Origin of the sequence: Erysipelothrix sp. HDW6C (assembly GCF_011299615.1) — a bacterium.
In the GTDB taxonomy this organism is placed as follows: domain Bacteria; phylum Bacillota_I; class Bacilli_A; order Erysipelotrichales; family Erysipelotrichaceae; genus Erysipelothrix.
In genome coordinates this window covers 1793581-1819076 of sequence record NZ_CP049861.1, presented here as the reverse complement: position 1 = coordinate 1819076, position 25496 = coordinate 1793581, and the positions used below count along the sequence as shown (strand labels likewise).

Below are 25496 nucleotides of genomic sequence, written 5' to 3'. Positions count from 1 at the left end.
GGAATTTCGTGTATTATGTTAGGTATGAATGGGGTGAAACGATGCAAAATAATTCGCAACAATTTAAGTTACTTTTAACACTGAAACTTCGTCAACTCCACAGTAATGGACTTCAAGGCATTTGCTATGATGATCTTTATCGCATGTTTACGACGCACGTTTGGAAGCACAATAAACCATCTCACCTCAGTGAATTGGCTGATGATGTTTTAAAGATTACCGACGAAGATGTTGTCCGCTGGTTGGCGACAGAATCCAAGATTCAAGGTTTCAAATCTTCATTAGAAGACTACAAGCGTCTTATTGACGATGAGGAACTGTAATGAGGGAACGTAAAGACTATCGATTGGGTCTAACTGCAATTCTGTTAGCACTAATTATGGCATTTATATCGATAACTACAGTAACATCAATTCGCACAGGAATTGGTTTTGGTCGTGATTTACGCACGATTGTCACAACCAAGTATCCAGAGCAACTTGATGTTTTTTTAGATATGCAGTCGCGAAGTAATCGTGAATGGCAAGTACAGCGGATTGATGTGGATACATATGTGATTCATATCTCTGGAGTTGAGAGTGCCGATGATTTTAGAGAGAGTTTGCATGATAATGTCATCGATATTAAAGTTAAGCATATTGGAACATTTGGTTCAGTTACAAAATTGATGAATAATCAAAGTTTTATCAGTCTTTATTTGTGCGCATTTATTGCGGTAGTCTTTGCTTACCTTGGTTATCGTTACCGCTTGTTTGGCATTCTTACAGCCTTTCAGATTACCTCAAGTATGATGATTGCACTTATGACCTTAGTTATCCTAAATAATCCGTTTACGAAGACATTGTGGTACACAATCATCCTTGTTTTTATCATTGCGATTTTCCAGAAGCAGAACATGTTGACACAATTAATTGGTGTATCCTTAAAAGATCATGATTCACGTAAAGATAGTATCAAGCAATCGCTTATCAACCTTAGTTACTTTGTCTTGTTGGGTGGTTTAATGATGTTATTCTTCAATTTTGACTTTACGATTAATGGGTGGTTTGTTTTCTTGTTTGGGGGTTCTTTATTTGCTCACGATATGGTTATGATTTTCTGGGGGCGTGACTTATTAGTTGATAACGACCCAGGTGAAGGTTATTTGGATTTCAAAGAAGTCAGTTTCTTTGGAACTCCGGTAAAACCGCATCGTATGTACGCCAATATCATACTTCTGCTTGTGACTGCAGTTGTACTGTCGGGATTATCGGTGATGAATACAAGTGTTCATTTCGCCAAAAGTAGTGATTTTGCCAAACAAAATGTCTTGATGATTCCGCGTTCTGACTCCAATACGTATCTTGAAGCGCAAGCAATGTTGAGCTCCATAGGAATGTTTGATAAACAGCTTGACTATGCGGTAAGTGATCAAGGTTATATTTGGATTCGCTTTGATGAAACGGTAACGGGTACCGATTTGAAGATTGCTCGTGATACAATTTTGGAGAGTACAGGGCATGAAAGTTCGTATTACTATACGAGTGGTCGCGCATTCCCACTCTTTGATTATCAGTTCTATTTGACGTTTTTTGCAATCTTGGTTATCTGTTTGGTATTTATACGGACAAAGCTTCCGTATGATTCAATTCTTCCAATAGTTGTTGTGAGTGTCATGACGGCCATATTGTATCTCGTGTTCTCAATCGTATTTCAGTTAAAGTGGAGTCGTGAAATGATTTTTATGACATGGTCTATTCCACTTATTATCGCAAACTATTATGCATCTTCAGTGCGCTTGCAATCATTTGAAGATACGTTGAGTTTTCAACAACAATACGTTAAAACGTTTGTTATAATGGCGTCAATATTTATGATTATTGCATCACCGATTCTGATTGTTGTTCCAATTACACTTGGTGTGGAATTGGTTGTTAATTTTATTGTTTTATTCTTATCCCTTGCGGTTGGAATTCTTGCCAGTTATGGCATACTGCACCTCTTTAGAAAGACAGGTAAAACAGATGAAAGCACACCTTCAAACCTTTGAACCACTTGTTCAAAAACTCTTTGCAACAATGGAACTCACAGAGGTTCAACAAGACGAGTTAATTGCACCTCCTACGAAACTATTGGAAGATCCGGGAATCTTTGCGGTCATTGATTTCTTTAAGCAAGCCCAAAAAATTATTGTTTGTGGGGACTATGACTGTGATGGGATTAGCTCAACCAGTATTGCGGTGCTTATGGCACGTTCGCTTGGAATCGATGTCGGATATTACATACCCAATCGCCTTAAAGATGGTTATGGTGTTTCAAACCAAACCATAGAAATGGCATCGCAGCGAGGTTATACTGATGTTCTTATTATTGACAATGGTGTCAAGGCACATGAACAAATCGCTTTAGCAAATCGTTTGGGCATGAATGTTGCCGTTGTTGATCATCATATCCAAGATGGCCCCTTGCCCGTGAAAGCCTTTCTTCATCCCGAAGTCTGTGGTGATTATGCGCATTCAATGTGTGCCAGTGGTCTCATCTATGCTGTTGCAGAAACAATGGGAATTGCTACGGATTATATGCTTGCACTGGCTGCACTGGCTACCATTGGCGATGTCATGCCACTATGGGGTAAGAATCGCGAGATTGTGAGACGGGGAACAGAAGTACTCAACAAAAACCAATTCAAACAATTTGATTTAATTGTAAAACGCAATCGATACACCAACTACAGTGCAAAGACACTTGCATTTCAAGTTGTACCCAAAGTCAACAGTGTGGGGCGCATGGGCGATGTTGCAAATGTAAATACCACTGTATCCTTTTTTACAAGCCAGGATGAGGGTGAAATTGCATCTTATGCGACACAACTTCTCAAACTGAACGATTATCGCAAGAGCGAAGGTAAGAAATTAGAAGCACTTGCGGCAACCATGATTAATGATGATCCCGTTCAAATTATCGCTCATAATGATTTTCATGAAGGTCTTCTTGGAATCGTTGCAAACCAAGTTGCTGGCAAAACACTTAAACCAACACTTGTACTCACAGAGTATGAGGATACGCTTAAAGGGAGTGGTCGTAGTATGACCTATTCTCTGCAATCGATATTTAAGCACATCAACCCAGATTATTTTGTCGCGATGGGTGGGCATGATTTCGCTTATGGAATGACACTAAAAAAAGAATACTTTGAAGCGTTTAAACAGGATATTAATGCCTTGGTTGCAGATTTCGAACCGTTTGAATCATCGCAAGATGGAATTGTCCTCATCGAACCACATGAGTATACGTTGGATGCATTACATCAATTAATGTCATTTGAGCCCTATGGCGAAGGATTTCAATTGCCATTGGTTAAGTTTGCTCTTCCAGAACATTTTGGATTGGTAAATCTTAATGGTTATGGTTATAAATTTACTTTTACAGGCTTTGACTTTGATGAAGCGGTGTTCTTTTCCAAGCAATATGAACGGGCAGCATTACAAGCGGCTACATCTGTCACTGGCAGTCTTGACCTGAGCAATCCACGAAAAAAATCATTGTTAATAGAAGAAATTGCGTAATTTATGGTATGATTTCTTTTTAGGAGGATGTTATGAAAAATCTAATTATACTTGGCATAAGTGCCGGACTCTTCATTTTTCCTTTCGGTAATCGACCCCTAATATCAACACCTCCCATACATATGGCGGAGGAAGGGACGGAAGACCCAGAACTTCCAACGGATCCAATTAAGGTTACACAAACGAATTTAACCTTAGAGGTTCTATCGAGTACGCAAATTGTCTACTCAATTGAAAATAATTTAGAAGCGACTGTAACGTTTGCGTCAAGCAACCCAGCAGTTGCGACTGTCGATGCAGTCGGGATGGTCTCCGCAATTGCACCTGGAACAGCAGTAATTACAATCACAGCTGTTATATCAGGCAAGACATTTACAAAGAATATTACAATTACAGTACCATCTTTGGAAGGGTCAGTGAGCTTCAAATACAACGAATTACAATTACATCGTGGTTCAGCGCATCAGTTGGAATATACCCTTTCAAATGCAAATTTGGCAGAGAAAGATATTATTTGGAACTCGAGTGATCCTTCAGTTGTATCCATTGAGAATGGTCAAATAACGGGTAATTCCATAGGTACAGCGACAATAAGCGCGACGATTGGCGATCAAACTTCCTCGATTGTTGTGAATGTTATCGTACCGCTTGAACAATTGGAGTTTAATCCCAGCACACTTTCAGTCATTGAAGGTGAGACCATAGAGATACCAGGCTTAATCTATGTTCCTTACGATGCAACAGGAAAACGCGATGCACTCTATAGTATTGAAGATGCGTCAATTGTTGATTTTATTGATGGGCAGTTACATGCAGTTAAGGTTGGTTCAACCCGTGTATTCGCGACAATTGATGGTGTCGTCGCAGTCTTAGATATAACAGTTACACCAAAACAAAGTGAGACAGGTGGCGAGATCATTGAACTTGTTGTAAAAGGTGAAACCGGTTCATCCCTTATTTACGGTGTGAGCAACACGCCAGAATCAACCAATAAGCGCTATGCCCTGGTACTGCCAGTTGAAAAAACCAACAATGCTTTGGCAGAGAATAAGGAAATTATTATTGCGCTCCCAGAATTATTCCTTAAGGATGACATGAAAATGTTAGATAGTCTTAAGATAAATAAGGAAATACTCGAGACAATACAAGATAAACCCTTAAGTGTTCGCGTTACCAACGATAAGCAAAAAGATCAGTATCGTCTTACAATGATTCATTCGTTTGATAAAGACGTTGATTTGAAATTACGTCTCAATAAGTTATCACCTACCTCGCAACTCAGTACACTTATCGATGGACGTGCCTTCACATTACGAATGAACACGAAAGCATTTCCTGAAGGAACAACGCTGTCACTGCATGCATCCTTATTGGATTCGTTGCCATCACAAATGCAATTCTTTTATAAAGTTAATCAAGATGGAACATTGGATAAAGTCTCGCAAGATATCATGGTAAGTGATGATGATTTTGTAACATTTAATGTTGAATCGGATAATTATGTTATTACCTTTAATAAGATTTCAAATTCCAATGATAACCTGATAATTTGGGTGCTCTTGGGTGTGGGGGTCATTGCCCTTGGTGGTGTCGGATTATTTTCTTTGAAACGAAAAAATAAAGAAAAATCTGTGCTATAATGACTAATGTACTTTGGAGGACATTATGGATTTAAAAAAATATATTGCAACGATTGAAGACTTTCCAAAAGAAGGCATCTTGTTCCGAGATATCACGCCACTCATGGCAGATGGTAAAGCATTTGCTGAAGCAACACGACTCTTTGTTGAGTTTGCAAAAAAAGTAGGTGCTGAAGTCATAGTTGGACCAGAATCACGCGGGTTTATCTTTGGATGCCCTGTAGCCTACAGTATGGAAATTGGATTTATTCCCGTTCGTAAACCTGGTAAATTACCACGTGAGACAGTTAGCTATGCATATGATTTAGAATACGGTTCAAATGAACTTCATATTCATAAAGATGGTATCAAACCCGGCCAAAAGGTTCTTATCATTGATGACTTACTCGCAACAGGTGGAACAATTGAAGCCAGTGTTTCATTGGTTCGTGAACTGGGTGGCGAAGTTGTAGGTTGTGGGTTCTTGATTGAACTTGAAGACCTAGAAGGACGCAAGAAATTAGAAGGCATTGATGTCTTCACAATCATGCAATACTAATAACGGAGTGCTAACTTCGTTTTTTTCCAAAATAAGGAGGTGAGATTATGAATCAATTTAAAGACATCAGTTTCGATATGCTCATGGATGAAGCAAAAAAATACATTACCCGTGAGGATAATCTCGAGCTTATTTCGCATGCCTATCATTATGCGGAAGAGAAACACTCGGGACAATATCGCAAAAGTGGTGAACCTTATATCGTTCATATATTACACGTTGGGTATATTTTAGCAGATCTTGGTATGTCGCCGACAACAATTGCTGCAGGCCTTTTACACGATGTGGTTGAGGATACTGGGGTGACAAAAGAAGAACTTGCGCGTGAGTTTAACGATGAAATTGCGACGCTTGTTGAAAGTGTTACTAAAATCGGTAATATTGAATTTAAAGATGAGAAAGAATATTTGGCTGCGAACCACCGTAAGATTTTCATTGCAATGGCCAAAGATGTTCGTGTTATCTTTATCAAATTGGTTGATCGTCTCCATAATATGCGTACCCTCCAATATCAAAGTCCTGAAAAACAACAGAAGATTGCTGCAGAAACTTTGGATGTCTACGCTCCAATTGCCCACAGATTGGGACTTGGAGAAATCAAGAATGAACTTGAAGACCTCAGTTTCAGTTATCTGCATCGCGATCGCTATTACGAAATTGCCCGTTTGGTCGATTCCCGTAAAGCAGAACGTGATGCCTCAGTCACAAGCATGATTACTGACATCGCGGAACTCTTATTAGAGAATAATATTAAGTTCAATATTTTTGGTCGTTCAAAGCATCTTTACAGTATTTATAAGAAAATGACCACAAAAAATAAGCGCTTTGATGAAATCTTAGATTTACTTGCAATCCGAATCATTACAGAAACCGAGTTAAACTGTTATGAAATCTTAGGTCACATTCATGCTACCTACCGTCCAATTCCTGGACGTCTCAAAGATTATATTGCAATGCCGAAGATGAATATGTACCAATCATTACATACAACAATTGTGGGTGATGAAGGCAATATTTTTGAAGTTCAAATTCGTACAAAACGCATGGATGAAATTGCCGAGCGTGGGGTTGCGGCACACTGGCGCTATAAAGAAGGTTCAACCAATACGGAAACGAATCAGCGTGAGATCGAGGACCGCCTTTCATGGTTCCGTGATTTCAATATGCTCACTGAAGGCGTCAACCAAACAGCTGAAGACTACATGAGTTTACTTCAAAAAGATATTTTTGAAGCAAATGTTTATGTTATGACACCAAAGGGACGTGTTATTGATCTTCCCAATGGTGCAACTCCAATTGATTTTGCGTACCGTATTCATACTGAAGTCGGTCATCAAACAGTTGGAGCAATCGTCAATGGGACGCTCGTTCCCTTGAATACAAAACTCAAAACCGGTGATGTGGTTCAATTACGAACCAATAAGCAATCAACACCAAGTGAAGATTGGTTAAAGGTTGTTAAAACTGCCCATGCTCGCAATAAAATTCGCAGTTTCATTCTTAAAAAGCAAACAGAAGACAAGGCAATTTATATCTCAAAAGGTGAAGCGTTGTTCCGTGATGAATGTCGTCGCCGCAATGTTGACGAAAAAGACCTCAAAGGTTCGAAGAAATTGGAATCCGTGTACAAAGATTTCTCCGTTAACAGTTATGATGACTTGATGTTCGCAATCGCAACGAAATCCCTATCAATGTCTGCACTCTTCGAGAAACTTGATATCAAAGCAAATCATGATGGTGAAACGAAACTGGATCGTGTTGTCGCTCGTAATGTTCAACAATCACGATCGTCAGGAAGTAAAACTGGCGTTCGCGTTCCAGGTATTGACTCGATGATGATCAGTTTAAGCCAGTGCTGTAATCCTGTATTTGGGGATGATATTGTTGGTTATGTAACCAAAGGTAGTGGTGTAAAGGTTCACCGCAAGGATTGTCCGAACATTCATAATGATGACAGTCGCTTGATTGATGTTTATTGGGATGAGGACTCCTCACATGGGGAGTACGAAGTGATGCTGAGCATTATGTCGACGGACCGCTCATTCTTGCTCACGGACTTGGTAACCATCGCATCACAGTTAAAAGTAAAACTTAACGCTGTTAATTCGGAAATTGACGATGACAAAATTCATGTAAATACTACGATGCGTGTGGTTGTACGTGACACAGACCATCTTCGTAATTTAATCGCAAACTTGCGCAAGGTAGACAGTGTCTTGCGTGTCGATCGCGTGACACTATAAACACAGAGGAAACTCTGTGTTTGTTGTATAGTGGTGGTATACAAAATGGCAACGACAGCATGATTGTGAACACAATCATGCTGCGGTAAACTGTATCTAAAGGAGAAAATGTATGTTTAACATAAAAATAAAATCTTTACGAAACAAGCACCAATTATCTCAAGAGGGTCTTGCCGAAATCCTTGCCGTAAGTCGTCAGGCAATTGCGAAATGGGAGGCAGGAGAAACCCATCCTGATTTGGGAAATCTCATCGCATTGAGTGATTATTTTAATGTATCAATTGATTCGCTCATCAAGGAAGAGAAACCGTGTTTGGAAGTTGATGATCAGTGTGCATTTGATGAATTGCAAACATTTATCTATCAGGCAAAGTCGCATACATATGCAGCAGGTATTGAGCCAACCACCCAAACCAAGACGATGAAGTCCTATACATATGCTAACGGAGCTATGTCATATACAGATACTTTTGTAGGAGGGAATACATTTTTCGGAACTGAAACAGTCTATTTAAATGGGAACCCAAGATGGTGTTTGAATTATGGAGGAACAGTCACAGGCGCGCCTTTCTCATCGACATTTCATAAAGAAGCACTCTTGATGCTGCCCGCACAGCGTCCGCTTCGAGGTCCAGTCTACTACCAAAAAGGGAATTATACATACCTGTGTACCCATCAAGGAAATCTTGATTGGTTTACTGGAGTTGAGACGATTTACTACAATGAGACCCTCATTTATTCTCTTAATTTTCATGGAGGAGTGACGTCGTAGATAGTGTTACTCTGTTTGAATGCGTAAATATATGTATTTGATGTTGTCCGAGAAGGAATGTTTCGGTGTATAATGATTCTAAAGAATTGCTGCTAAGAGAAAAGTGAGGATGACACAAATGGTCAAAGCCATTCCAACACCCCTTGATGGTGTATTTGTAATTGAATACGAAATAAATGAAGACAATCGCTCCACGTTTTCCAAGATTCTTTCCAATGCTGAACTTGAATCGATTGGTATAACGACACCGTTCGTAGAGACATATCTCTACAGCAACATTAAACGCAATACAATATATGGAATCCATTTTCAGAATAAACCCCATTTACAAGCAAAAATTTTCCATTGTGTTAAAGGGCGTATTAAAGACTATACCGTCGATTTGCGCAAAGCATCACCCAATTATATGAAGTGGTTTGGTATCGAATTGAGTGAATCGAATCGGAAACAATTATACATACCCGAAGGATTCGGTCACTTATCGCACGCGCTGCAAGATGATACAAGCATTTGCATGAGTATTAGCGTACCGTTTGAACGTGAATTCAGCCGTTCCATTTCTTATCGTGATGCGAGCATAGCGCTCGATATCCCAGATGTAGACTATATTTTATCCGATCAAGATGTACATGCGCCTTCGCTGCTGTGCTGTGATATGGATATCTAAGGGTTGCAAATTTATAAAAATTCAATCCAAGTTCGAACCGAGTCTGTTATAACATAGCTTGTGATTGTACATAATCGTGAAAAACAAACGAAACTGTCGATTTTGGTTGACATAGAGATGCAACCCACTGCTTACTTATGGTATTATGAATGTAGGAAGAGGTGGTATACATGACCCATAAAAAGAAAATGTCACTTGGTTTTGGGCTTTTGGTTGGTGTCGGTGCTGCAATCGGAACCGTAGTTCTCCTCAAGAAAACCCTTGAAGCCTATCCACGTGCGGATCGTCGCCGTGAACGTGAGTTGGAATCTTATTTAAAAGAAAAATATGGTGAAGAAGTCTTGGAAGGAAAACGCATCCGCATTGTTGATGAAGATGAACCCATGACAAAAACTCGCATTGCCAAAGATATACTTCAATACGAAACACAGTAATTTCAAACTTGAGTCCCGCTTTGTGGACTCATTTTTATAGATAAGGGGATTCTTATGAAAACATACTTTACAGTCAGTCGCTTTAGCGACAAACAATTATTATCGTCCTTCAAAGAGGATGACACAACCATATTGAGCGAAATTCAACTGGATTATAATACAATTATTATGAGCCCAGGTTTTCGTCGTATGCAAGATAAAACCCAAGTTTTCCCCTTAAGTAAAGGTGATTATGTCCGCACCCGGTTGACGCATTCTTATGAGGTTTCAATTATTGCTGAACAGATTGCGAAGTATGCAATTATTTATCTTGATCGTCACCAAAAGGAATCAAGCTACGCTGCATGGACTCCAACGGATAAGAACCGGTTTGTGGATCTATCAAAGACAGTTGGTTTGATTCACGATATTGGTAACCCACCATTTGGTCACTTTGGTGAGGATTGTATTCGTAACTGGTTTGATGAGAATCAGCGACGCGTCCTTTATGTAACAGATACCGGTGAAAAGGTTCGTTTGCGAAATTACATCAATCAATCCAGCAAGGATTACCCTTTGTATGAGGACTTTTTAAACTTTGACGGAAATGTTCAAGGATTTCGCGTTGTACTGAAGTCGCATCCGTCCATTAATGGAAATGGGCTTAATGTTGTTAAATCATTAGCACATGCAATGGTAAAATATCCCATTGATTCACAGACTGCTCTTGAGAATCATGCGAAGAAGTTTGGATTCAACTATGCGGAACGGGATTTGTTCGCAAGCATTCACGAAGCAACTCAAACCATAAATCCCCGTCACCTTGTGACATACATTCTTGAAGCAGCGGATGATATTGCCTATCGTACTGCGGATATTGAGGATGCACTCAGTAAGAATGTCATTACCTTGTTTGATATCAAAGCGTATCTGAAGAAGTACTTAGACTTAAATATCAAAAATGACCAAACAATTTACGATTCCTTCAATTCTTTCTTTGAGTCATCGATTGAAAGTGATACACAAGCCATCGATAATGTTCGCAATTGGTTATCCCATGTGCGTTTGAACTTGATGAAAAGTGTTGCCCGTCAGTTTGCGGAAGATTTTGAGATTCTTGAATCCCATCATATCGCAAATTACGAACTTACGGAGTTGTGTTATGCGCATAATTTCTTTACCTTTGCGAAAACACTAACTCAAGATAAAATCTATGACAACCATCAGGTGCTTGATTTGGAAGTATCTGCCAAGGCATGCATGTATGACTTATTGGATGTCTTGATTGATGCGGTCATCGCTTATGATAGCGACATTCCCCAACTCAAACCAACCTATTATCAATCAAAAATTATCAAACTCATTGGTGATGATGTAATGGATGTCTATCACAATGAAAAGGAAACCGATGATGCCTACAATCTCTATTTGCGTATTTTATGCGTGCTCGACTATGTTTCCAGCATGACCGATCGCTTTGCCCATGAGAAACGCAGTATTCTCGTTGGAAAAACAGTTTAGTCAAATCGATGTGTTAGGGTGTTTTAAGAATTGAAAATTCTACTTTAGGTTACAAACTACTAATAAAACGTTTCCCATTGCAATTTATGAAGTGCTGTGGTAAAGTTTAGACACATATTCGTTGAACATGATTAAGAAGTCGTACGTATCGTAGAGAAGTGCTGGTTGGTGAAAAGCACACATACAGAAGCTTTGGGACACATGGGAGAAATAAACCTGAATTGAGTAGGGTTTGTCGTAGATCTGCGTTAAAGATTTAAGTATAAAACAAAGGTGGTACCACGCTCATGCGTCCTTGGTAGCGCCTTTTTATATATTTTAGGAGGAGAGAAAATGAATAAACAGTATATTTCACCCCGTGGAACACAGGATGTGTTTGGTGAAGAAGTTCGTAAATGGCAACAAATCGAAAAACTTGCCCGAGAGATCTGTGAACGTTTCCACGTTCAAGAAATGCGCACACCAATGTATGAGCATACTGAAGTTTTTAAGCGAGAAAATGATGCCAGTGATGTCGTAAACAAAGAAATGTATACGTTTGTGATCAAAAATCGTGAAGGTGAGAGTCCATCACTAACCTTGCGTCCGGAAGGAACAGCAGGTTTGATTCGTGCTTATGTGCAAAACAAGTTGTATGCAACAGGAGGAAGCCTTCAAAAATTCTTCTACATTGCACCCAACTTCCGCTATGAGCGTCCACAAAAAGGGCGTATGCGAATTCACCACCAATTCGCTGTTGAATTTATAGGCGCTTCCAATCCAATGGTCGATGTTGAAGCAATGAGTGTTGGATTGACCCTTTTGGAAGAATTAGGCATTACGAAGTTCAAGTTGCTGGTAAATACAATTGGGGATGCTGAGAGTCAAGAGAACTATAAAATGGCATTGCGTGACCACTTTAAACCCTACTTGCCAGAATTGTGTGCTGATTGCAACCGTCGCTATGAGCAAAACCCACTGAGAATGCTGGATTGCAAAGTTGATCACGATCATGAAGCAATTAAGAATGCACCAAGTAATTATGATTACCTCAATGAAGAATCCAAGGCATACTTTGAGTCACTCAAAGAGTTGCTGGATATTCAAGGGATTGCATATGAGTTGGATAACCGTTTGGTTCGCGGTTTGGATTACTACCACCACACTGTTTTCGAAGTTATTTCCACCGATGAAAATGTGGGAGCACAATCGACCATATTTGGCGGTGGTCGCTATAATCATCTTGTTGATTATTTTGGGGGTCCTGAAACAGGAGCGGTTGGATTTGGGATGGGTATTGAGCGTCTCTTGATCCTTGCCGATGCGTCGGGCGTGAAATTTGATACAGAAGATCATGTTGATGTATTTGGAATGCCGATGGGATCTGCATCAAATAATGCCGTATTTGCCTTGATTCAAAAGTTGCGTCGCGAAGGCATCAGTGCTGATATGGATGTTGAGAACAAATCGTTCAAGGCTCAGTTTAAAATGGTCGATCGATTCAATGCCAAAATTGCTGTTTTATGCGGTGATGATGAACTTGAGAAAGGGCAATTCACAATTAAAAATATCGCAACTCAAGAACAAGTAACACTGAAAGAAAATGAAGCACTCGTACAAATTAAAGAGTGGCTAGGAGCATAAAATGAAAAGAACACATCATAATGGAACATTAAGAATTGAAAATGTTGGCGAACATGTCGAACTCGTTGGTTGGGTCGCAAAGCGTCGTAACTTTGGGTCGATTAACTTTATCGATTTAAGAGACCGCAGTGGACTTGTACAATTGGTCGTCAATCATGACGAGTATCCAATTGTTGAAACACTGAAGAATGAATTTGTCATCTCGGTGAGTGGTACAGTGCGCGAACGTCAAGATAAGAATCCAAAAATGCTAACAGGGGATGTTGAAATCGAAGTTGCGGAAATCAAGGTTATTAATAAAGCAAACCAAACACCCATGATTATTGCCGACGAAACAGATGCGTTAGAAGAAACCCGTCTAAAGTATCGCTACTTAGACTTACGCCGACCCGTAATGCAAGAGAAGCTTATGACGCGTGCTCGTATTGTTCGTGAAATGCGCGATACATTGGAAGCACAAGGGTTCATCGATATTGAGACGCCGATGCTTACCAAATCCACACCTGAAGGAGCACGCGAGTACTTAGTACCTTCACGTGTCCATGCAGGAGAGTTTTACGCTTTAGCCCAATCACCGCAAATCTTTAAACAAATGTTAATGATCGCAGGAATGGAGCGTTACTATCAAGTTGCGCGTTGTTTCCGTGACGAAGATTTACGTGCTGACCGCCAACTTGACTTTACGCAAGTTGATATCGAAGCGTCATTTCTAAGCGAAGATGAGTTTCAAGAAATTATCGAAGGTGTTGTCAACAATGTTATGGTTAACGTCTTGGGTCATGAGAAACCTGCGATTCCAAAGATTAAATTTATCGATGCGTTAAATAACTATGGAAGTGATAAACCCGACATGCGTTTTGACTTCTTACTTCAAGATTTCGGAACTGTATTTGCAAAATCAGAGTTTAAAGTATTCAGCGATGTGCTTGCCGAAGGTGGGTCACTTAAAGGTCTCGTCCTTCGTGGTCAAGCAGAATCGATTACGCGTAAAGTTATCGATAAATATACAGATTTGGTAAAAAAATACGGTCTTAAGGGACTTGTAGTTCTAAAGAAAGAGGCAGAAGGGTTTACAGGATCGGCAGCCAAGTTTATCTCAGAATCAGAACATGATGCGATAGTTGCTGCGTTTAACGTCGAAGTTGGTGATGTTGTCTTTGTCGGAAGTGGTGCGTGGGAAACAACATGTACTGCGATTGGAGCCTTACGTCTTGCACTGGCCAAAGATTACGACATGGTGCCTTCAAACAGCTTTGCATACTGCTGGGTTGTTGATTTCCCAATGTTTGAAATGGAAGATGGCGTTATTATCGCAAGACACCATCCATTTACCTCGCCAAAAGAGGCGGACATTCCCTTGCTTGATACAGATCCACTCGCAGTTATTGCTCAAGCATATGACCTTGTGTTGAATGGATTTGAGGTTGCTGGAGGGTCAATGCGTATCTATGACCAAGCCTTACAACAAAAACTCTTTGAACTCATTGGGTTTACACCTGAAGAAATTGAAAAGCGTTTTGGATTCTTTGTGGATGCATTCCAGTACGGAACACCACCTCATGGTGGTATTGCATTTGGTCTTGACCGTTATGCAATGGCGCTGACACATTCCGACACCATTCGAGATGTGATTGCGTTCCCTAAAAACGCTTCGGCACGTTGTCCGCTTACAAATGCTCCAAGTCCTGCAGTTGACAAACAATTGCAAGAATTACATTTATCAATTGTAACTGAAGAGAAATAAAAGATAGCCCGATTTCATCGGGTTTTTCTTTGCGTTTGAAGTACAGTAGTTTATAATGAATGTAAAGAGAAAATGACACAAAAGGAGAACACCATGGTTGATGTAAATACACCGGTTACCAATCCGAATTTGAAAGAAAACTTGAAGGCTTATCGAGAAAGCAACAGCGAATCATTGTTGGATTCGATTTTTGAAGCTATTATTATGGAAGCACATTTGCTAGCGGTCGTCTCGTTTGACAATGCTCCAAAGATTGCTGAGGGCAAACTTACAGAAGGTGCAGTCATGCGCGTTAATCACTTAACCAATGCGGAAGGACAAAGCTATCTACCGCTTTTCACGGACTGGGAAGAAGTAGCACGCTGGCAATCCCTTCCCAATAAACCAGAAACATTGATTGTTCGATTCGATGATTTTGCGGCAATGGTCCAAAAGAATGAAACGATTACAGGGGTGGTCATAAATCCTTTCAGCACAAATTTCGTCCTCTCACGTCAAAGTTTGGACAATTTCAAACGTCAAAAAGAGATACGCCTGACAGGGACCTCTCAGGAAGTTATTGAGAAGGAAACTGAGATTATGCTGGGTGAGCCCAGTGACTATCCGCAAGCGATGGTGGCTGCGATTGCAAATGCCCTGAAACATCATTTAGGAGTAAAAAAAGCGTGGTTACAACTTATGCGTCGTAATGGTGAATCGAGTTACTTGATTGTTGTTGACAGTGAAGACCGCAGTGTTGTTCCTGTAATTGGAGAATCAGCAAAACCATTCCTTAAGGGGATGTTTGTTGATATCATGCTTTATGAAGCAAATTCGAGTATCGGACAACGCATGGATTCTCTTGAACCGTTTTATTTAGCAAAATCAAATACTTTCTTCGGGAAATTCTTTAAGAAATAAGAAGGAATCCAATGAAGAGAGTGATAACATGACCAATAAAATGAGAGGGTGGAAGATGCATGCGTAGATATTGGATTGCAGTAGCGAGTTATGATCACGTTCGCATTGGAGTGGAACAAGGGTTTGCGCAAGCATGCCATGGGAAATCAAAACCTTTAAAGCGAATGAAGACCAATGATGTTGTGTTTTATTACTCACCCAGCAATAAGATGGGAAAAAAGGACCAGTTTCAATCATTCACAGCGATGGGAAGAATTCTTGATGGTCGTGTGTATCAAGTAGAGATGAGCCCTGGTTTTACACCTTTTCGTAGTGATGTCACATTTTATCCGCACATTAAACCGGTGAATATTCACGATGTGATGGACCACCTTGAGTTTGTTACGGATAAACAGCATTATGGTGAGAAGTTTCGATACGGACACTTTGAAATTTCAAAAAAAGATGCAGAGACATTATGGCACGCGATGAATGCGATGCCAAAGGAGCGTGTATGACTGAATTTTCATCACTGCAAATAGATGAACGATTTGCAGATTACGATATTAAAACGCGAAAAATACTGCTGAGATTACGAGAACTGATTTTTGAGATTGCTCAAAACAATCCTGAGATTGATACAATTCGTGAAGATTTAAAATGGAACCAACCTTCGTATGCTGCGCCAAAGAGCGGAACAGCTGTTCGTTTGGATCAATTCGATGCAAAACATGTTGCATTATTTGTCAACTGCCAAACATCACTCGTGGAACATTTTCGGATCGTTTTTCCAGATCAATTGGTATTCTCTGGAAATCGCGCAATCGTTGTAGCCCTCGATGAACCGCTTCCGCTCGATGCATTAAGGTATTGCATTGAGTCTGCTCTAACCTATAAATTAAAAAAACATGTTTAATCACGCTTGACTCTTCCGTTGCGTAAGGATTTATAATACGGTTATATCAAAGAAAAGTGAGGAAAAGATATGAGTGACTTAATGAAAATCAGGGATGTTTCAACGGCCTACGATATCACAGCTCGCACATTGCGTTACTATGAAGATATGGGTATTCTCCAAAGTGTGCGCGATGAACACGGTTCGTATCGGATGTATGATGAAGCAGCAGTGCGACGTATAGAGCAGATTCTAATTCTAAGAAAACTAAACATTAGTATCAAAGATATTCAGCGAATTTTCGAAGTATCCGGTTCTGGTGTTGTTTTGGATGTTTTGAGTAAAAAGGTTTCAACAATTGATGATGAAGTGTCACTACTCCATGAGTTGAAGGGGTTGGTGTTGGAATTCATTCAAGAGATTGAAACGTTAAACTTTACAAACCAGGCCGATATTCAACACTTGTATCATAAAGCGAAAGAAGTTGAAACACAGATTACCACCACAGATTATCGCGGAAATAGCAATAATTACGCGCGTCTTGTCGAGATTACAGATGCATTGGACAAAAAGGTGCCCGATGTAATGGTCGTGCGAGTTCCGGCGTTTCGTGCACTTTCTTCGGGGGTTCACTCTTGGGAAGCAATCTTTAAGCCTGGCGGCTACATGTTTCAGTTGTGGCAACATTATGCTGCTTTTAAACCCGTAATTTTTGATTGCTTGGATTTCACACTTGTGAGCACAGATGATCATGGGGAGATGATTTGTGCGGTAGATGATAATTTTATATTGGATGATGAGAGTCCGCTGAGATTGATTGATTTTCCCGGTGGTTTGTATGCAATGGCCGTGAGTATCGATGAAGATGATGAAAGTATCATCAAGGTACAGGATAAAATTCTACGATGGTTGGAAAGTACAAATTTTATGAGAGATGAAGAACGCAGTTTCATGTTCAATATGCCATACCTGGATGAAGATAATACATACCAGCAGGATATTGAAAAGGGGTTGGGATACCGTCAAATGCAACGGTATGTACCCATTAAACTCAATCAATAGAGTCTTTGATCCTCCTATAGAATCGATGTTCAATTTTACAATATATAAGCACATTTTTTGTTTGAAAGGTAGGACAATAGAGATATGATAGATACAATCAAAGTTAGAGGTCAACATAATCAAACACTTGTTACATACGCTACAAACAAAGAGCATCCGATTATTTTTTATATACATGGAGGCCCTGGGGATTCGTGTGCACCTTTAATTGAGCGATTTAATCAACAGCTTGCGAAGTCGTTTACCTTGATTGTATGGGAACAACGTGGTGCAGGGTTATCCTATTACAAATTTGCGGAAGATGAAGTACCGACCATTCAAGACTATGTCGATGATGCAAAAGTATTAATTGAATACATTCTGGACAAGTATGGTCGTGATAAACTGTATGTAATTGGTCATTCGTGGGGCAGTGTTATAGGAATAAAGTGTCTTCAACAATTCCCAGATTACATTCAGGCGTATATTGGGTGTGGACAAGTTGTAAATATGCAGGAAACACTGATAAACCAGGTACGTTTCATCAGTGATCGGAGTATGACTGACGATGAAGTCGCTCACAAAGCTCAAATTGACTTCACCCAATCGGATTGGCTAAAACAAGTCTTAACCATCACCCGCGACGTTGTTAAGAGAGGTGGGTCACTTTACGGTCGAACCAATCAAAACTACCTTGTAAAACCGTTTCTCTTTTCAAAAATCTATTCTATTCGTGATCTTGTGAATCGTCAAAAAGGGTCAAAGCAGTCAATCATTAAACTTTGGCAAGAACTGATGACTGTAGATTTTTCAGATGTAGTGCAGCTGGATGTACCGGTCCATTTGGTAGCGGGTGCCCATGATGAACATGTATCTACGCAAATCGCGAAATCATGGTTCACCAACCTTACAAGTGAGAAGTCATTAACGATTTTCGAACATTCTGCTCACTTCCCACAATGGGAAGAAGCGAAACGTTTTAACGATTATGTAGTCCAGTGTTTTAAGTAAGTAGAAGCGTTATTGATTCATTCAGTTTTGAGGGGTGTTTCTCCCGATAGCATCCCTGAAAAAACGTTTGACGCCTGTGATGATGTATGCTATAATAGCCAAGCAATAAGAAAGTAGAAGCACTCTTCTCACCTGATGGCACCATGTCATAGGTAAAAGCTTAGGTTATTTCTATAAACCTTTGAGTGTGTTCTTAATATGTGCACACTTTTTTATTGTTTTAATCACTAGGAGGTGAGTTTTATTAGTAGAAGAATGGGTCAAGATAATCGTAAACCTGGACCAGACGATATGATTAACGATGCAATTCGTTTCAAAGAGTTGTTAGTAATCGGACCGAATGGGGAGCAATATGGTATCATGATGAGACGCGAAGCGCTTGAGAAAGCTTATGAGAGCAATCTCGATTTAATGGTTGTAGCACCAAATGGTAACCCTCCGGTTGCGAAGATTTTGGATTATGGTCGTTATCGATATGAACTTCAAAAGAAAAACAAAGATGCAAAGCGAAACCAACATGTCACACAAATCAAACCATTACGTTTGTCGCCAGTTATTGATCAACATGATTTTGATACAAAACTACGTCATGCTCGTAAATGGTTAGAAGAAGGCACCAAAGTTAAAGTTGACATGCGATTTAGAGGTCGTATGATGACACGTATTGATGTCGGACGCAAGACAATGGATCGCTTTATCGAAGAATGTAAAGACTTAGGTTCGGTAGAGAAAATGCCTAAACTTGAAGGAAATACCATGTCAGTTGTGATATCTCCTAACAAGAAATAAGTCATATTTAAGGAGGGCTTTAGAATGCCAAAAATGAAAACAAAGCGTACTTTTGCTAAACGTGTTAAGCGCACAGGTACCGGTAAATTAAAAAGACAACATGCTTATGTAAGTCATATGAAACGTCGTAAGACAACAAAACAAAATCGTCAATTGCGTAAAGCAACTCTTGTTTCAAAGAGCGATTACAAACGTGTTAAGCATTTGTTACAAGGTTAAGGAGGACGAGTTAAATGCCAAGATCAACAAATTCAGTGGCGTCACGTGCACGCCGTAAAAAGGTTTTAAAATTAGCGAAAGGTTATTATGGTTCAAAACATACATTGTACCGTACAGCTAACGAACAAGTTATGCGTTCAATGCGTTATGCATACCGTGATCGTAAACAACTTAAACGTGAAATGCGTAAATTATGGATTACACGTATCAATGCAGCAGCACGTCAAAATGACATTAGCTACAGCACATTAATGCACGGTCTTCGTTTAGCAAACATCGAAATTAACCGTAAAATGTTATCAGAGATTGCTATTCACGATCCAAAAGGATTCGCTACATTAGTTGGAAAAGCTCAAAAAGCTTTAGAAAAATAATTAGCATATGACGATCGATGCTCGAAAGGTATTGAATGAATTACTGGTTGATATTTTTAATCAAATTTTGATTATAGAAGAACGCTACCATCGAGTTCATGGAATCAAACTTTCTATGACAGAAGTTCATACACTTGAAGGCATTTCGAAAAGTGAAACTAAAATGATGAGTGATGTTGCAGCCCATCTGCGGATTACGCAAGGAACACTGACAACAACCATAAATCGTTTAACTCATAAAGGATATGTCTACAGAGAACAAGATACGCGTGATCGACGCATATTTCGACTGGTGCTCACTGAAAAGGGAGAAGAAGTCGTAGATATTCACAATCAGTTCCATGAGGAAATGATTGATCGCTTGTTATTGCATCTGGATGATAGTGATGATTTGATTGCATCAGTAAATCAAATTAATACATTCTTTAAAGAACTTTATGACATCTAACACTACTTCGGTAGTGTTTTTTTATTAGAAAAGCGATCCCTAAGGGAATCGCTAAAGTGCTTCGAGAAGTCGCGTGTATTTCAGTGTAGCAATGTCGTAATAAATTGTGTCGCCGTGAGTGTTGTACATCATCTGTGCCCATGCACACCATAATACGTGGTGGGCAAGTTCAAATGTATGTAATCGTTTCCGTTGTGCTGTTGTGGGAGTCTCACCAAAATACGCAAGATAGAATGTTTCACGCAATGATGGGTCTTGAATGTCGTTTTCTGTTAAGAATGACATGATATCAAAGAAAGGGTCGTTATCCATTGCATACTCGTAGTCAATGAGATACGCGCGGTCTGGGGTAAACAGTAGATTCCCCTGAACCAAGTCATTATGGCATAATGTGTGTGGAGCACTTGAAATCGCAACATGGCGAATAAAATCCTCGTAAGGCTCAAGATTATATAGAGGTGTTGAAATCCGTTTTTTGTACATTTCATATTTTGCGAGAATATCGAATGATTCCCCAGAGAGGACATCCAGATCATGCAGTCTTCGAATCAAGCGTGCAGCATCGCGAATATGACTGTTATTGTAAACGTGAGCATCGTCAATATACGCGCTCACTTTAACACCTGATTTTTCATCGAAATAGAGTGTGGGCGCATCCAAGTCGGCATCTGCAATCATCTTTAAAACAATCGCTTCGTGGGCATAATTAAAAAGTGCCTCATTGCCTGGCTTTGGAAGGCGAACAACGACTTTTTGTGTCGGTGTTTGGACAATGTAATTATTGTTTGTTAAACCCGAAGGGATAAACTTTTCAGATAGGGGCGTTTGCTTGAACGCTTTTTTTATTGTTCTTATAGTTTTCATAGTGAAATTATAGCATAGATGGTATAATTTCATATGCTTAAGGTTTATTAAAAACAAAAGGAGCGTTATCATGAAAATTTTAGTTGCAAGTCATAACAATGGAAAAATTAATGAATTTAAAGAACTTTTAGAACCACGCGGATACACTGTATTGAGTGCAAAGGATATGGGGATATCGATGGATGATGTGGAAGAGACAGGAACGACGTTCGCTGAGAATGCGCGAATTAAAGCTGAGTTTCTCTACAAACAAACGGGAACGACTGCAATTGCCGATGATTCAGGACTTACAGTTGTTGCATTGCCGGATATTCTTGGAATTTATTCAGCGCGTTTTATGGGGGAAGATACCCCATATATCGAAAAGAATAAAGAAATATTGACCCGCTTAGAGGATAAAGCGGATCGCAGTGCATACTTTAATTGTGCGATTGCACTCGTTGGTGATAATGTTGATGAAGTATTTGAAGGTCAAATTCATGGTACGGTCGCCGATCGTGTAATGGGATTTGGTGGTTTTGGTTATGATCCGATTTTTGTACCAAATAATTATGAACAATCATTTGGTCAATTGTCAGCAGATGAGAAAAATAAAATATCCCATCGTGCCTTGGCAACTGAGGCATTTATTAAATACCTGGAGGTGTAACCTTGAAGCGGAATTTATATGTTGTAGCGGTGATGCTCTTTATTTTAAATATTGTAATCTCCGCGATTCTCATGTTGTCCTTTAACCGCGGTTATTATGCAAAAACGTACCGTCATTTGAACACAGCGGAAACGATTGGCATCAGTGATGCAGACTTAAAGCGTGCGACAAATGGTCTTTTGGATTACATCAAGGACAAGCGCGATGATTTGGATATTGTTGTTACAGTTGCAGGGGAAGATGTGCAAATGTTCAACCAACGTGAAAAAGACCATATGGTTGACGTCAAAGACTTATACCTTACGGTTGTCAACTTTCGCAGTATTACGACCATATTCGTGGCAATCATGTTAGTTGTAAGTTTGGGTTCTGGAGATTACTTGGATATGGCGTTGAGCCGCGATACAATGAAAGTTGCGCTGTCATGTCTTGGTTTACTCTTTGGTGTTGTGGGTGTCTTCGCTATCTTGGACTTTCAGTCCTTTTGGATTACGTTTCATAAGATCGTATTCAGTAATGACTTATGGTTACTTGATCCACGTGTAGATCGCTTAATTATGATGGTCCCTGAGCGATTCTTTATGGGACTTGTTTATCGAATTATTGCTGCCGTTGTAGCGATTGCTGCTGTGAGTGGTGGTATCTTAATGTGGTTGGAAAGGGTGGTGAAGAAAAATGATTCACGTCGTACTGTATGAGCCGGAAATCCCACAAAACACGGGTAACATTATGCGGACATGTGCCGCAAGTGGTGCACAACTTCATTTAATTGAACCATTGGGATTCATTCTTGATGAGAAGCGCGTTAAGCGTAGTGTCATGGACTATTCCGATGATTTGGTATTAAGACGTCATGTCGATTGGGAAGCGTTTGTAGCGCAGGCTACAGGCCCCATGTTCTTCTTGACCCGTTACGGTGAGTATACTCATTCTGATTTTGATTATGCTGCAATTGATGAAGACATTTATCTTGTATTTGGAAAAGAAAGCACCGGTATTCCTAAGGAAATTCTTAAAGCGAACTATGCCCATTGTTTCCGAATCCCAATGGCACCTTCTGCACGAAGTATGAACCTTTCAAATACCGTGGCAATTTGTGTCTTCGAGGTGTTGCGACAAAAGAATTATGAAGGGTTATCACGTGTTGAAGTCCAAAAAGGAAAAGACTTCCTCAAAGATTATGAGTGAGCATCGTCCAATTTCAATTTCTAAGAAAGTATTGGTTGTTGCATTTCTCATTTTCATGACATTTTTCTTTTTTCAAATGTTTTCGTTCAATATTACACTCATTCAAACAAAGGAAATTAGAGAAGCCTACGCACTATTATCCGATCAGCGCTTATGGATTGTGCGATTGATAAAGGTGCTCATGGAGAATGCTTTTGAGTTTGGGACAATCTTACGCCAAACATTGAATATTGTTTCGGTACCCGTCATTGTTTTGCTCCTCATTTGGTATCGTGCTTTCTATAAGACAAAAATGTGGCGTCCGTTTGTGTTTGCGCAAATTATTTACGGTGTGCTGAATGTTGTTTTAGTTAGTGGCTTGGGCTATGCATTGCAATCAAACAGCATTGCAACAGGATTTACAGTAATGCATGCAATTGCGTGGGTAACGGCATGTGTCGCTGCAGTTTTAACCTTGATAGGAATTGTTTCGGCAGTACTCGTTGTAGGCGACTATATTGCAGTTGACTGATTAATTTTCTATAATGGAAGTAGAGGTGACACAATGATTGAAGATTTTAATGGATTTATAGGCATTGCTGTGTTGGTTGTTATTGTGATTGGGTCAATCTTTGGATTCACAAATTTCAATAAACGCCTTAAGAAACAAGACGAGACGGACGAGTACTACCGCGACCTTCTCTAAAGGAGACAAGTATGGAACGAAAACAGATACGTGTTACAGATGGACCGAAAGCAATTGGCCCATACTCAAGTGCGATTCAAGCAGGCGAAACCCTTTATATTTCTGGGCAACTCCCTGTGGATGTGTCCTCGCAAATTGTAGGTGATTCAATTGGTGACCAAACGAAACAAGCGATTGATAATTTGGAATTGACGCTACAAGCTGCTGGACTTACTTTGAATGATGTTGTCAAGACAACAGTTTTCTTAAGTGACTTCAATAATTTTGATAAAATGAATCAAATCTATGCAATTTATTTTACTCATCCCTATCCGGCACGCAGCTGTTTTGAGGTAAGCCGTTTGCCGAAAGATGCATTGGTTGAAATAGAAGCAATTGCGGTGGCAAAAGTGATGCCATCATTTGAACCAGAACCTACAAACGAAGATTGTGAAGGACGTTACTGCGAAGACTAACCTGTAGGAGGTTATTCAGTGATATATTGTGTAATAGGTACCGAACAAGGCTCTGAGATTGTGCTTTCAAATGGAAAACGCCATTGGAGTCGTAAACAGAGTTCGGACGTGATGGAATTGATATGTCGGGAATATGCAGTAGATTTTAATGGCAGCCGCCGTGTGTGTGCTGACTTATTGCAAATCCGCCAGAAACCGCCCGTATGCTTATCCCTTACACACCACACTTTGTTTTTTCCCACCACTGGCATTGATAATGTCCAGTGTGATTGGATTAATTATGAACATATTAGATCGATAAAAGAACGAGGGAAGGACCGAACGAAGATTGTATTTCGCAATGGGACTTCACGAACTGTAAGTGCAAGCTTTCGCGTCGTGAAGCGTCAAATCAACCGTTGTGATGTATTGTCGAAGCGAAACATTGAATTATGGAAAATTTAAAACTGATAAAACCGAAGCATATTCTCGGCGTCACAATTGGGGCTCTGTTTTCTGCGGCGGCAATTAAGATATTTGTTAGGCCTGGGGATCTTGTTCCTGCCGGTGTTGGTGGGGTAACAGTTCTCTTGATGAAAGAAGCCAACCGACTCTTTAATATTACTTTGAGTTATGGACCGCTGTATCTGATTTTAAATATAATTCTGCTCGCATTTGTTTTTAATAAACTGGGTAAGAAATTCATCGCTTTATCATTTCTTCATGTATTCTTAACCAGTTTGTTTGTTGAGATTATTCCCGAAGTTAAAGTTGTCTCAGACCCAATTTTACTCGCGGTTTTTGGTGGTATTGTAAATGGAATTGGATCATCGTTTGCACTCCGTATGAACGGATCTGCTGGTGGAACAGATTTTATTGCAATTTACTTTTCGATGGTTAAGAATAAACCCATGTGGGATAAGATTATGATGTTCAACGTTGCGGTACTCTTGTACTCAGGATGGACATATAATTGGAGTCTTGCGCTGTATTCAATCATTTATCAAATGGCGTCCACAAAAATTATTGAAACCTATCATGATCGCTATAAGCTTTCGAGCTTGCATGTTATCACCGCATATCCCGAAGAAGTCAGTCAAGCTGTCTTCAAGGTTTGCCGCCATGGGATTACGCAAATGGATGGCATTGGCGTATTCAAACACAAATATAAAGCCATGCTCTATATGGTAGCAAATGAGTTTGAAATTAAATCAATCGTCAATGCAATTAAAGAAACGGATGCGAAAGCGTTCATTGAAATATCGTCCGTTGAGCGCATCGAAGGTAACTACCGACAAAAACCGCTTGATTAAG

At 39.8% G+C, this 25496-nt stretch carries 30 protein-coding genes; 29 read left to right on the top strand and 1 reads right to left on the bottom strand.

Translation table 11 applies throughout. The features are described from left to right. Positions 1-41 precede the first annotated feature (41 nt). The 21 genes from G7062_RS08690 to G7062_RS08590 all read left to right on the top strand — a co-directional run bounded on the left by G7062_RS08690 (position 42) and on the right by G7062_RS08590 (position 20362). The gene (locus G7062_RS08690; protein WP_166065530.1) at positions 42-323 is read left to right on the top strand and encodes a post-transcriptional regulator; all 282 of its coding nucleotides are present in this window, start codon (positions 42-44) and stop codon (positions 321-323) included. Further along, entirely contained in the window at positions 323-2029 is a 1707-nt protein-coding gene (locus tag G7062_RS08685) for a hypothetical protein (protein WP_166065529.1), read from the top strand. The genes G7062_RS08690 and G7062_RS08685 overlap by 1 nt, the downstream gene beginning before the upstream one ends. Further along, complete coding sequence (locus G7062_RS08680; RefSeq protein WP_166065528.1) at positions 2004-3545, top strand: DHH family phosphoesterase; 1542 nt, start codon at positions 2004-2006, stop codon at positions 3543-3545. The genes G7062_RS08685 and G7062_RS08680 overlap by 26 nt, the downstream gene beginning before the upstream one ends. 32 nt (positions 3546-3577) lie before the next feature. Beyond that, positions 3578-5185: an Ig-like domain-containing protein gene (locus G7062_RS08675; RefSeq protein WP_166065527.1), complete on the top strand. Its 1608-nt coding sequence runs from the start codon at positions 3578-3580 to the stop codon at positions 5183-5185. Between the two features lie 25 nt (positions 5186-5210). Further along, the gene (locus G7062_RS08670; protein WP_166065526.1) at positions 5211-5723 is read left to right on the top strand and encodes an adenine phosphoribosyltransferase; all 513 of its coding nucleotides are present in this window, start codon (positions 5211-5213) and stop codon (positions 5721-5723) included. A gap of 47 nt (positions 5724-5770) precedes the next feature. Next, positions 5771-7966, top strand: a complete 2196-nt coding sequence (locus tag G7062_RS08665; RefSeq protein ID WP_166065525.1) for a bifunctional (p)ppGpp synthetase/guanosine-3',5'-bis(diphosphate) 3'-pyrophosphohydrolase — start codon at positions 5771-5773, stop codon at positions 7964-7966. Positions 7967-8078: 112 nt separating this feature from the next. Continuing rightward, positions 8079-8738, top strand: coding sequence for a DUF5680 domain-containing protein (locus G7062_RS08660; protein WP_166065524.1), 660 nt, complete (start codon positions 8079-8081; stop codon positions 8736-8738). 118 nt (positions 8739-8856) lie between these two features. After that, entirely contained in the window at positions 8857-9405 is a 549-nt protein-coding gene (locus G7062_RS08655; RefSeq protein WP_166065523.1) for a dTDP-4-dehydrorhamnose 3,5-epimerase family protein, read from the top strand. 170 nt (positions 9406-9575) lie between these two features. Continuing rightward, positions 9576-9839 (top strand): hypothetical protein, encoded by a 264-nt coding sequence (locus G7062_RS08650; protein WP_166065522.1) that lies wholly within the window; start codon positions 9576-9578, stop codon positions 9837-9839. Positions 9840-9893: 54 nt separating this feature from the next. Then, entirely contained in the window at positions 9894-11339 is a 1446-nt protein-coding gene (gene dgt / locus G7062_RS08645; RefSeq protein WP_166065520.1) for a dGTP triphosphohydrolase, read from the top strand. Between the two features lie 333 nt (positions 11340-11672). Then, positions 11673-12962, top strand: a complete 1290-nt coding sequence (gene hisS, locus G7062_RS08640; RefSeq protein ID WP_166065519.1) for a histidine--tRNA ligase — start codon at positions 11673-11675, stop codon at positions 12960-12962. Between the two features lies 1 nt (position 12963). After that, complete coding sequence (gene aspS, locus G7062_RS08635) at positions 12964-14706, top strand: aspartate--tRNA ligase (RefSeq protein ID WP_166065518.1); 1743 nt, start codon at positions 12964-12966, stop codon at positions 14704-14706. A gap of 93 nt (positions 14707-14799) precedes the next feature. Next, positions 14800-15606, top strand: coding sequence for an enhanced serine sensitivity protein SseB (locus tag G7062_RS08630; RefSeq protein WP_166065517.1), 807 nt, complete (start codon positions 14800-14802; stop codon positions 15604-15606). Between the two features lie 59 nt (positions 15607-15665). After that, a complete protein-coding gene (locus tag G7062_RS08625; RefSeq protein WP_166065516.1) occupies positions 15666-16103 on the top strand; it encodes an EVE domain-containing protein in 438 nt (145 codons plus the stop codon). Beyond that, on the top strand, positions 16100-16501 hold the full coding sequence (locus G7062_RS08620) for a DUF1801 domain-containing protein (protein ID WP_166065515.1): 402 nt from the start codon (positions 16100-16102) through the stop codon (positions 16499-16501). The genes G7062_RS08625 and G7062_RS08620 overlap by 4 nt, the downstream gene beginning before the upstream one ends. A gap of 69 nt (positions 16502-16570) precedes the next feature. Beyond that, a complete protein-coding gene (locus G7062_RS08615; RefSeq protein ID WP_166065514.1) occupies positions 16571-17542 on the top strand; it encodes a MerR family transcriptional regulator in 972 nt (323 codons plus the stop codon). 84 nt (positions 17543-17626) lie between these two features. After that, positions 17627-18532, top strand: coding sequence for an alpha/beta fold hydrolase (locus G7062_RS08610; RefSeq protein WP_166065513.1), 906 nt, complete (start codon positions 17627-17629; stop codon positions 18530-18532). A gap of 255 nt (positions 18533-18787) precedes the next feature. After that, the gene (infC, locus tag G7062_RS08605) at positions 18788-19321 is read left to right on the top strand and encodes a translation initiation factor IF-3 (RefSeq protein ID WP_205700122.1); all 534 of its coding nucleotides are present in this window, start codon (positions 18788-18790) and stop codon (positions 19319-19321) included. A gap of 24 nt (positions 19322-19345) precedes the next feature. Beyond that, a complete protein-coding gene (rpmI, locus tag G7062_RS08600; protein WP_166065511.1) occupies positions 19346-19540 on the top strand; it encodes a 50S ribosomal protein L35 in 195 nt (64 codons plus the stop codon). 14 nt (positions 19541-19554) lie between these two features. Next, complete coding sequence (rplT, locus tag G7062_RS08595) at positions 19555-19914, top strand: 50S ribosomal protein L20 (protein ID WP_166065510.1); 360 nt, start codon at positions 19555-19557, stop codon at positions 19912-19914. Between the two features lie 31 nt (positions 19915-19945). Further along, the gene (locus G7062_RS08590) at positions 19946-20362 is read left to right on the top strand and encodes a MarR family winged helix-turn-helix transcriptional regulator (protein ID WP_240915941.1); all 417 of its coding nucleotides are present in this window, start codon (positions 19946-19948) and stop codon (positions 20360-20362) included. 51 nt (positions 20363-20413) lie between these two features. Here G7062_RS08590 and G7062_RS08585 read toward each other — a convergent pair whose 3' ends face one another. Then, on the bottom strand, positions 20414-21226 hold the full coding sequence (locus G7062_RS08585) for a choline kinase family protein (RefSeq protein ID WP_166065508.1): 813 nt from the start codon (positions 21224-21226) through the stop codon (positions 20414-20416). A gap of 70 nt (positions 21227-21296) precedes the next feature. Between G7062_RS08585 and rdgB the strand changes: the two genes are divergently transcribed. The 8 genes from rdgB to G7062_RS08545 are packed head-to-tail and all read left to right on the top strand — an operon-like array spanning position 21297 to position 25495. Beyond that, the gene (gene rdgB, locus G7062_RS08580) at positions 21297-21875 is read left to right on the top strand and encodes an RdgB/HAM1 family non-canonical purine NTP pyrophosphatase (RefSeq protein WP_166065507.1); all 579 of its coding nucleotides are present in this window, start codon (positions 21297-21299) and stop codon (positions 21873-21875) included. 2 nt (positions 21876-21877) lie between these two features. Further along, complete coding sequence (locus G7062_RS08575) at positions 21878-22573, top strand: TIGR01906 family membrane protein (RefSeq protein WP_166065506.1); 696 nt, start codon at positions 21878-21880, stop codon at positions 22571-22573. After that, a complete protein-coding gene (locus tag G7062_RS08570) occupies positions 22551-23063 on the top strand; it encodes a tRNA (cytidine(34)-2'-O)-methyltransferase (protein WP_166065505.1) in 513 nt (170 codons plus the stop codon). The genes G7062_RS08575 and G7062_RS08570 overlap by 23 nt, the downstream gene beginning before the upstream one ends. After that, on the top strand, positions 23017-23574 hold the full coding sequence (locus tag G7062_RS08565; RefSeq protein WP_166065504.1) for a hypothetical protein: 558 nt from the start codon (positions 23017-23019) through the stop codon (positions 23572-23574). The genes G7062_RS08570 and G7062_RS08565 overlap by 47 nt, the downstream gene beginning before the upstream one ends. 33 nt (positions 23575-23607) lie before the next feature. Next, on the top strand, positions 23608-23748 hold the full coding sequence (locus G7062_RS08560) for a mechanosensitive ion channel protein MscL (protein WP_166065503.1): 141 nt from the start codon (positions 23608-23610) through the stop codon (positions 23746-23748). A gap of 11 nt (positions 23749-23759) precedes the next feature. Further along, positions 23760-24203 (top strand): RidA family protein, encoded by a 444-nt coding sequence (locus tag G7062_RS08555; RefSeq protein WP_166065502.1) that lies wholly within the window; start codon positions 23760-23762, stop codon positions 24201-24203. 18 nt (positions 24204-24221) lie between these two features. Further along, entirely contained in the window at positions 24222-24647 is a 426-nt protein-coding gene (locus G7062_RS11630; RefSeq protein WP_166065501.1) for a competence protein ComK, read from the top strand. After that, positions 24635-25495 carry a YitT family protein gene (locus G7062_RS08545; protein ID WP_166065500.1) on the top strand — a complete coding sequence of 287 codons (861 nt, stop codon included), beginning with the start codon at positions 24635-24637 and terminating at the stop codon, positions 25493-25495. The genes G7062_RS11630 and G7062_RS08545 overlap by 13 nt, the downstream gene beginning before the upstream one ends. The last annotated feature ends 1 nt before the right edge of the window (position 25496 follow it).

What these genes read in the sequence shown, in the direction of transcription:
- G7062_RS08660 (WP_166065524.1), top strand. Translation starts at nt 8,079, where the DNA reads ATGTTTAACATAAAAATAAAATCTTTACGAAACAAGCACCAATTATCT.
- G7062_RS08555 (WP_166065502.1), top strand. Translation starts at nt 23,760, where the DNA reads ATGGAACGAAAACAGATACGTGTTACAGATGGACCGAAAGCAATTGGC.
- aspS (WP_166065518.1), top strand. Translation starts at nt 12,964, where the DNA reads ATGAAAAGAACACATCATAATGGAACATTAAGAATTGAAAATGTTGGC.
- G7062_RS08670 (WP_166065526.1), top strand. Translation starts at nt 5,211, where the DNA reads ATGGATTTAAAAAAATATATTGCAACGATTGAAGACTTTCCAAAAGAA.
- hisS (WP_166065519.1), top strand. Translation starts at nt 11,673, where the DNA reads ATGAATAAACAGTATATTTCACCCCGTGGAACACAGGATGTGTTTGGT.
- G7062_RS08620 (WP_166065515.1), top strand. Translation starts at nt 16,100, where the DNA reads ATGACTGAATTTTCATCACTGCAAATAGATGAACGATTTGCAGATTAC.
- G7062_RS08615 (WP_166065514.1), top strand. Translation starts at nt 16,571, where the DNA reads ATGAGTGACTTAATGAAAATCAGGGATGTTTCAACGGCCTACGATATC.
- G7062_RS08610 (WP_166065513.1), top strand. Translation starts at nt 17,627, where the DNA reads ATGATAGATACAATCAAAGTTAGAGGTCAACATAATCAAACACTTGTT.
- dgt (WP_166065520.1), top strand. Translation starts at nt 9,894, where the DNA reads ATGAAAACATACTTTACAGTCAGTCGCTTTAGCGACAAACAATTATTA.
- G7062_RS08680 (WP_166065528.1), top strand. Translation starts at nt 2,004, where the DNA reads ATGAAAGCACACCTTCAAACCTTTGAACCACTTGTTCAAAAACTCTTT.
- rplT (WP_166065510.1), top strand. Translation starts at nt 19,555, where the DNA reads ATGCCAAGATCAACAAATTCAGTGGCGTCACGTGCACGCCGTAAAAAG.
- G7062_RS08675 (WP_166065527.1), top strand. Translation starts at nt 3,578, where the DNA reads ATGAAAAATCTAATTATACTTGGCATAAGTGCCGGACTCTTCATTTTT.
- G7062_RS08585 (WP_166065508.1), bottom strand. Translation starts at nt 21,226, where the DNA reads ATGAAAACTATAAGAACAATAAAAAAAGCGTTCAAGCAAACGCCCCTA.
- rdgB (WP_166065507.1), top strand. Translation starts at nt 21,297, where the DNA reads ATGAAAATTTTAGTTGCAAGTCATAACAATGGAAAAATTAATGAATTT.
- G7062_RS08570 (WP_166065505.1), top strand. Translation starts at nt 22,551, where the DNA reads ATGATTCACGTCGTACTGTATGAGCCGGAAATCCCACAAAACACGGGT.
- rpmI (WP_166065511.1), top strand. Translation starts at nt 19,346, where the DNA reads ATGCCAAAAATGAAAACAAAGCGTACTTTTGCTAAACGTGTTAAGCGC.
- G7062_RS08690 (WP_166065530.1), top strand. Translation starts at nt 42, where the DNA reads ATGCAAAATAATTCGCAACAATTTAAGTTACTTTTAACACTGAAACTT.
- G7062_RS08560 (WP_166065503.1), top strand. Translation starts at nt 23,608, where the DNA reads ATGATTGAAGATTTTAATGGATTTATAGGCATTGCTGTGTTGGTTGTT.
- G7062_RS08545 (WP_166065500.1), top strand. Translation starts at nt 24,635, where the DNA reads ATGGAAAATTTAAAACTGATAAAACCGAAGCATATTCTCGGCGTCACA.
- G7062_RS08625 (WP_166065516.1), top strand. Translation starts at nt 15,666, where the DNA reads ATGCGTAGATATTGGATTGCAGTAGCGAGTTATGATCACGTTCGCATT.
- G7062_RS08685 (WP_166065529.1), top strand. Translation starts at nt 323, where the DNA reads ATGAGGGAACGTAAAGACTATCGATTGGGTCTAACTGCAATTCTGTTA.
- G7062_RS08630 (WP_166065517.1), top strand. Translation starts at nt 14,800, where the DNA reads ATGGTTGATGTAAATACACCGGTTACCAATCCGAATTTGAAAGAAAAC.
- G7062_RS08655 (WP_166065523.1), top strand. Translation starts at nt 8,857, where the DNA reads ATGGTCAAAGCCATTCCAACACCCCTTGATGGTGTATTTGTAATTGAA.
- infC (WP_205700122.1), top strand. Translation starts at nt 18,788, where the DNA reads ATGGGTCAAGATAATCGTAAACCTGGACCAGACGATATGATTAACGAT.
- G7062_RS08650 (WP_166065522.1), top strand. Translation starts at nt 9,576, where the DNA reads ATGACCCATAAAAAGAAAATGTCACTTGGTTTTGGGCTTTTGGTTGGT.
- G7062_RS08665 (WP_166065525.1), top strand. Translation starts at nt 5,771, where the DNA reads ATGAATCAATTTAAAGACATCAGTTTCGATATGCTCATGGATGAAGCA.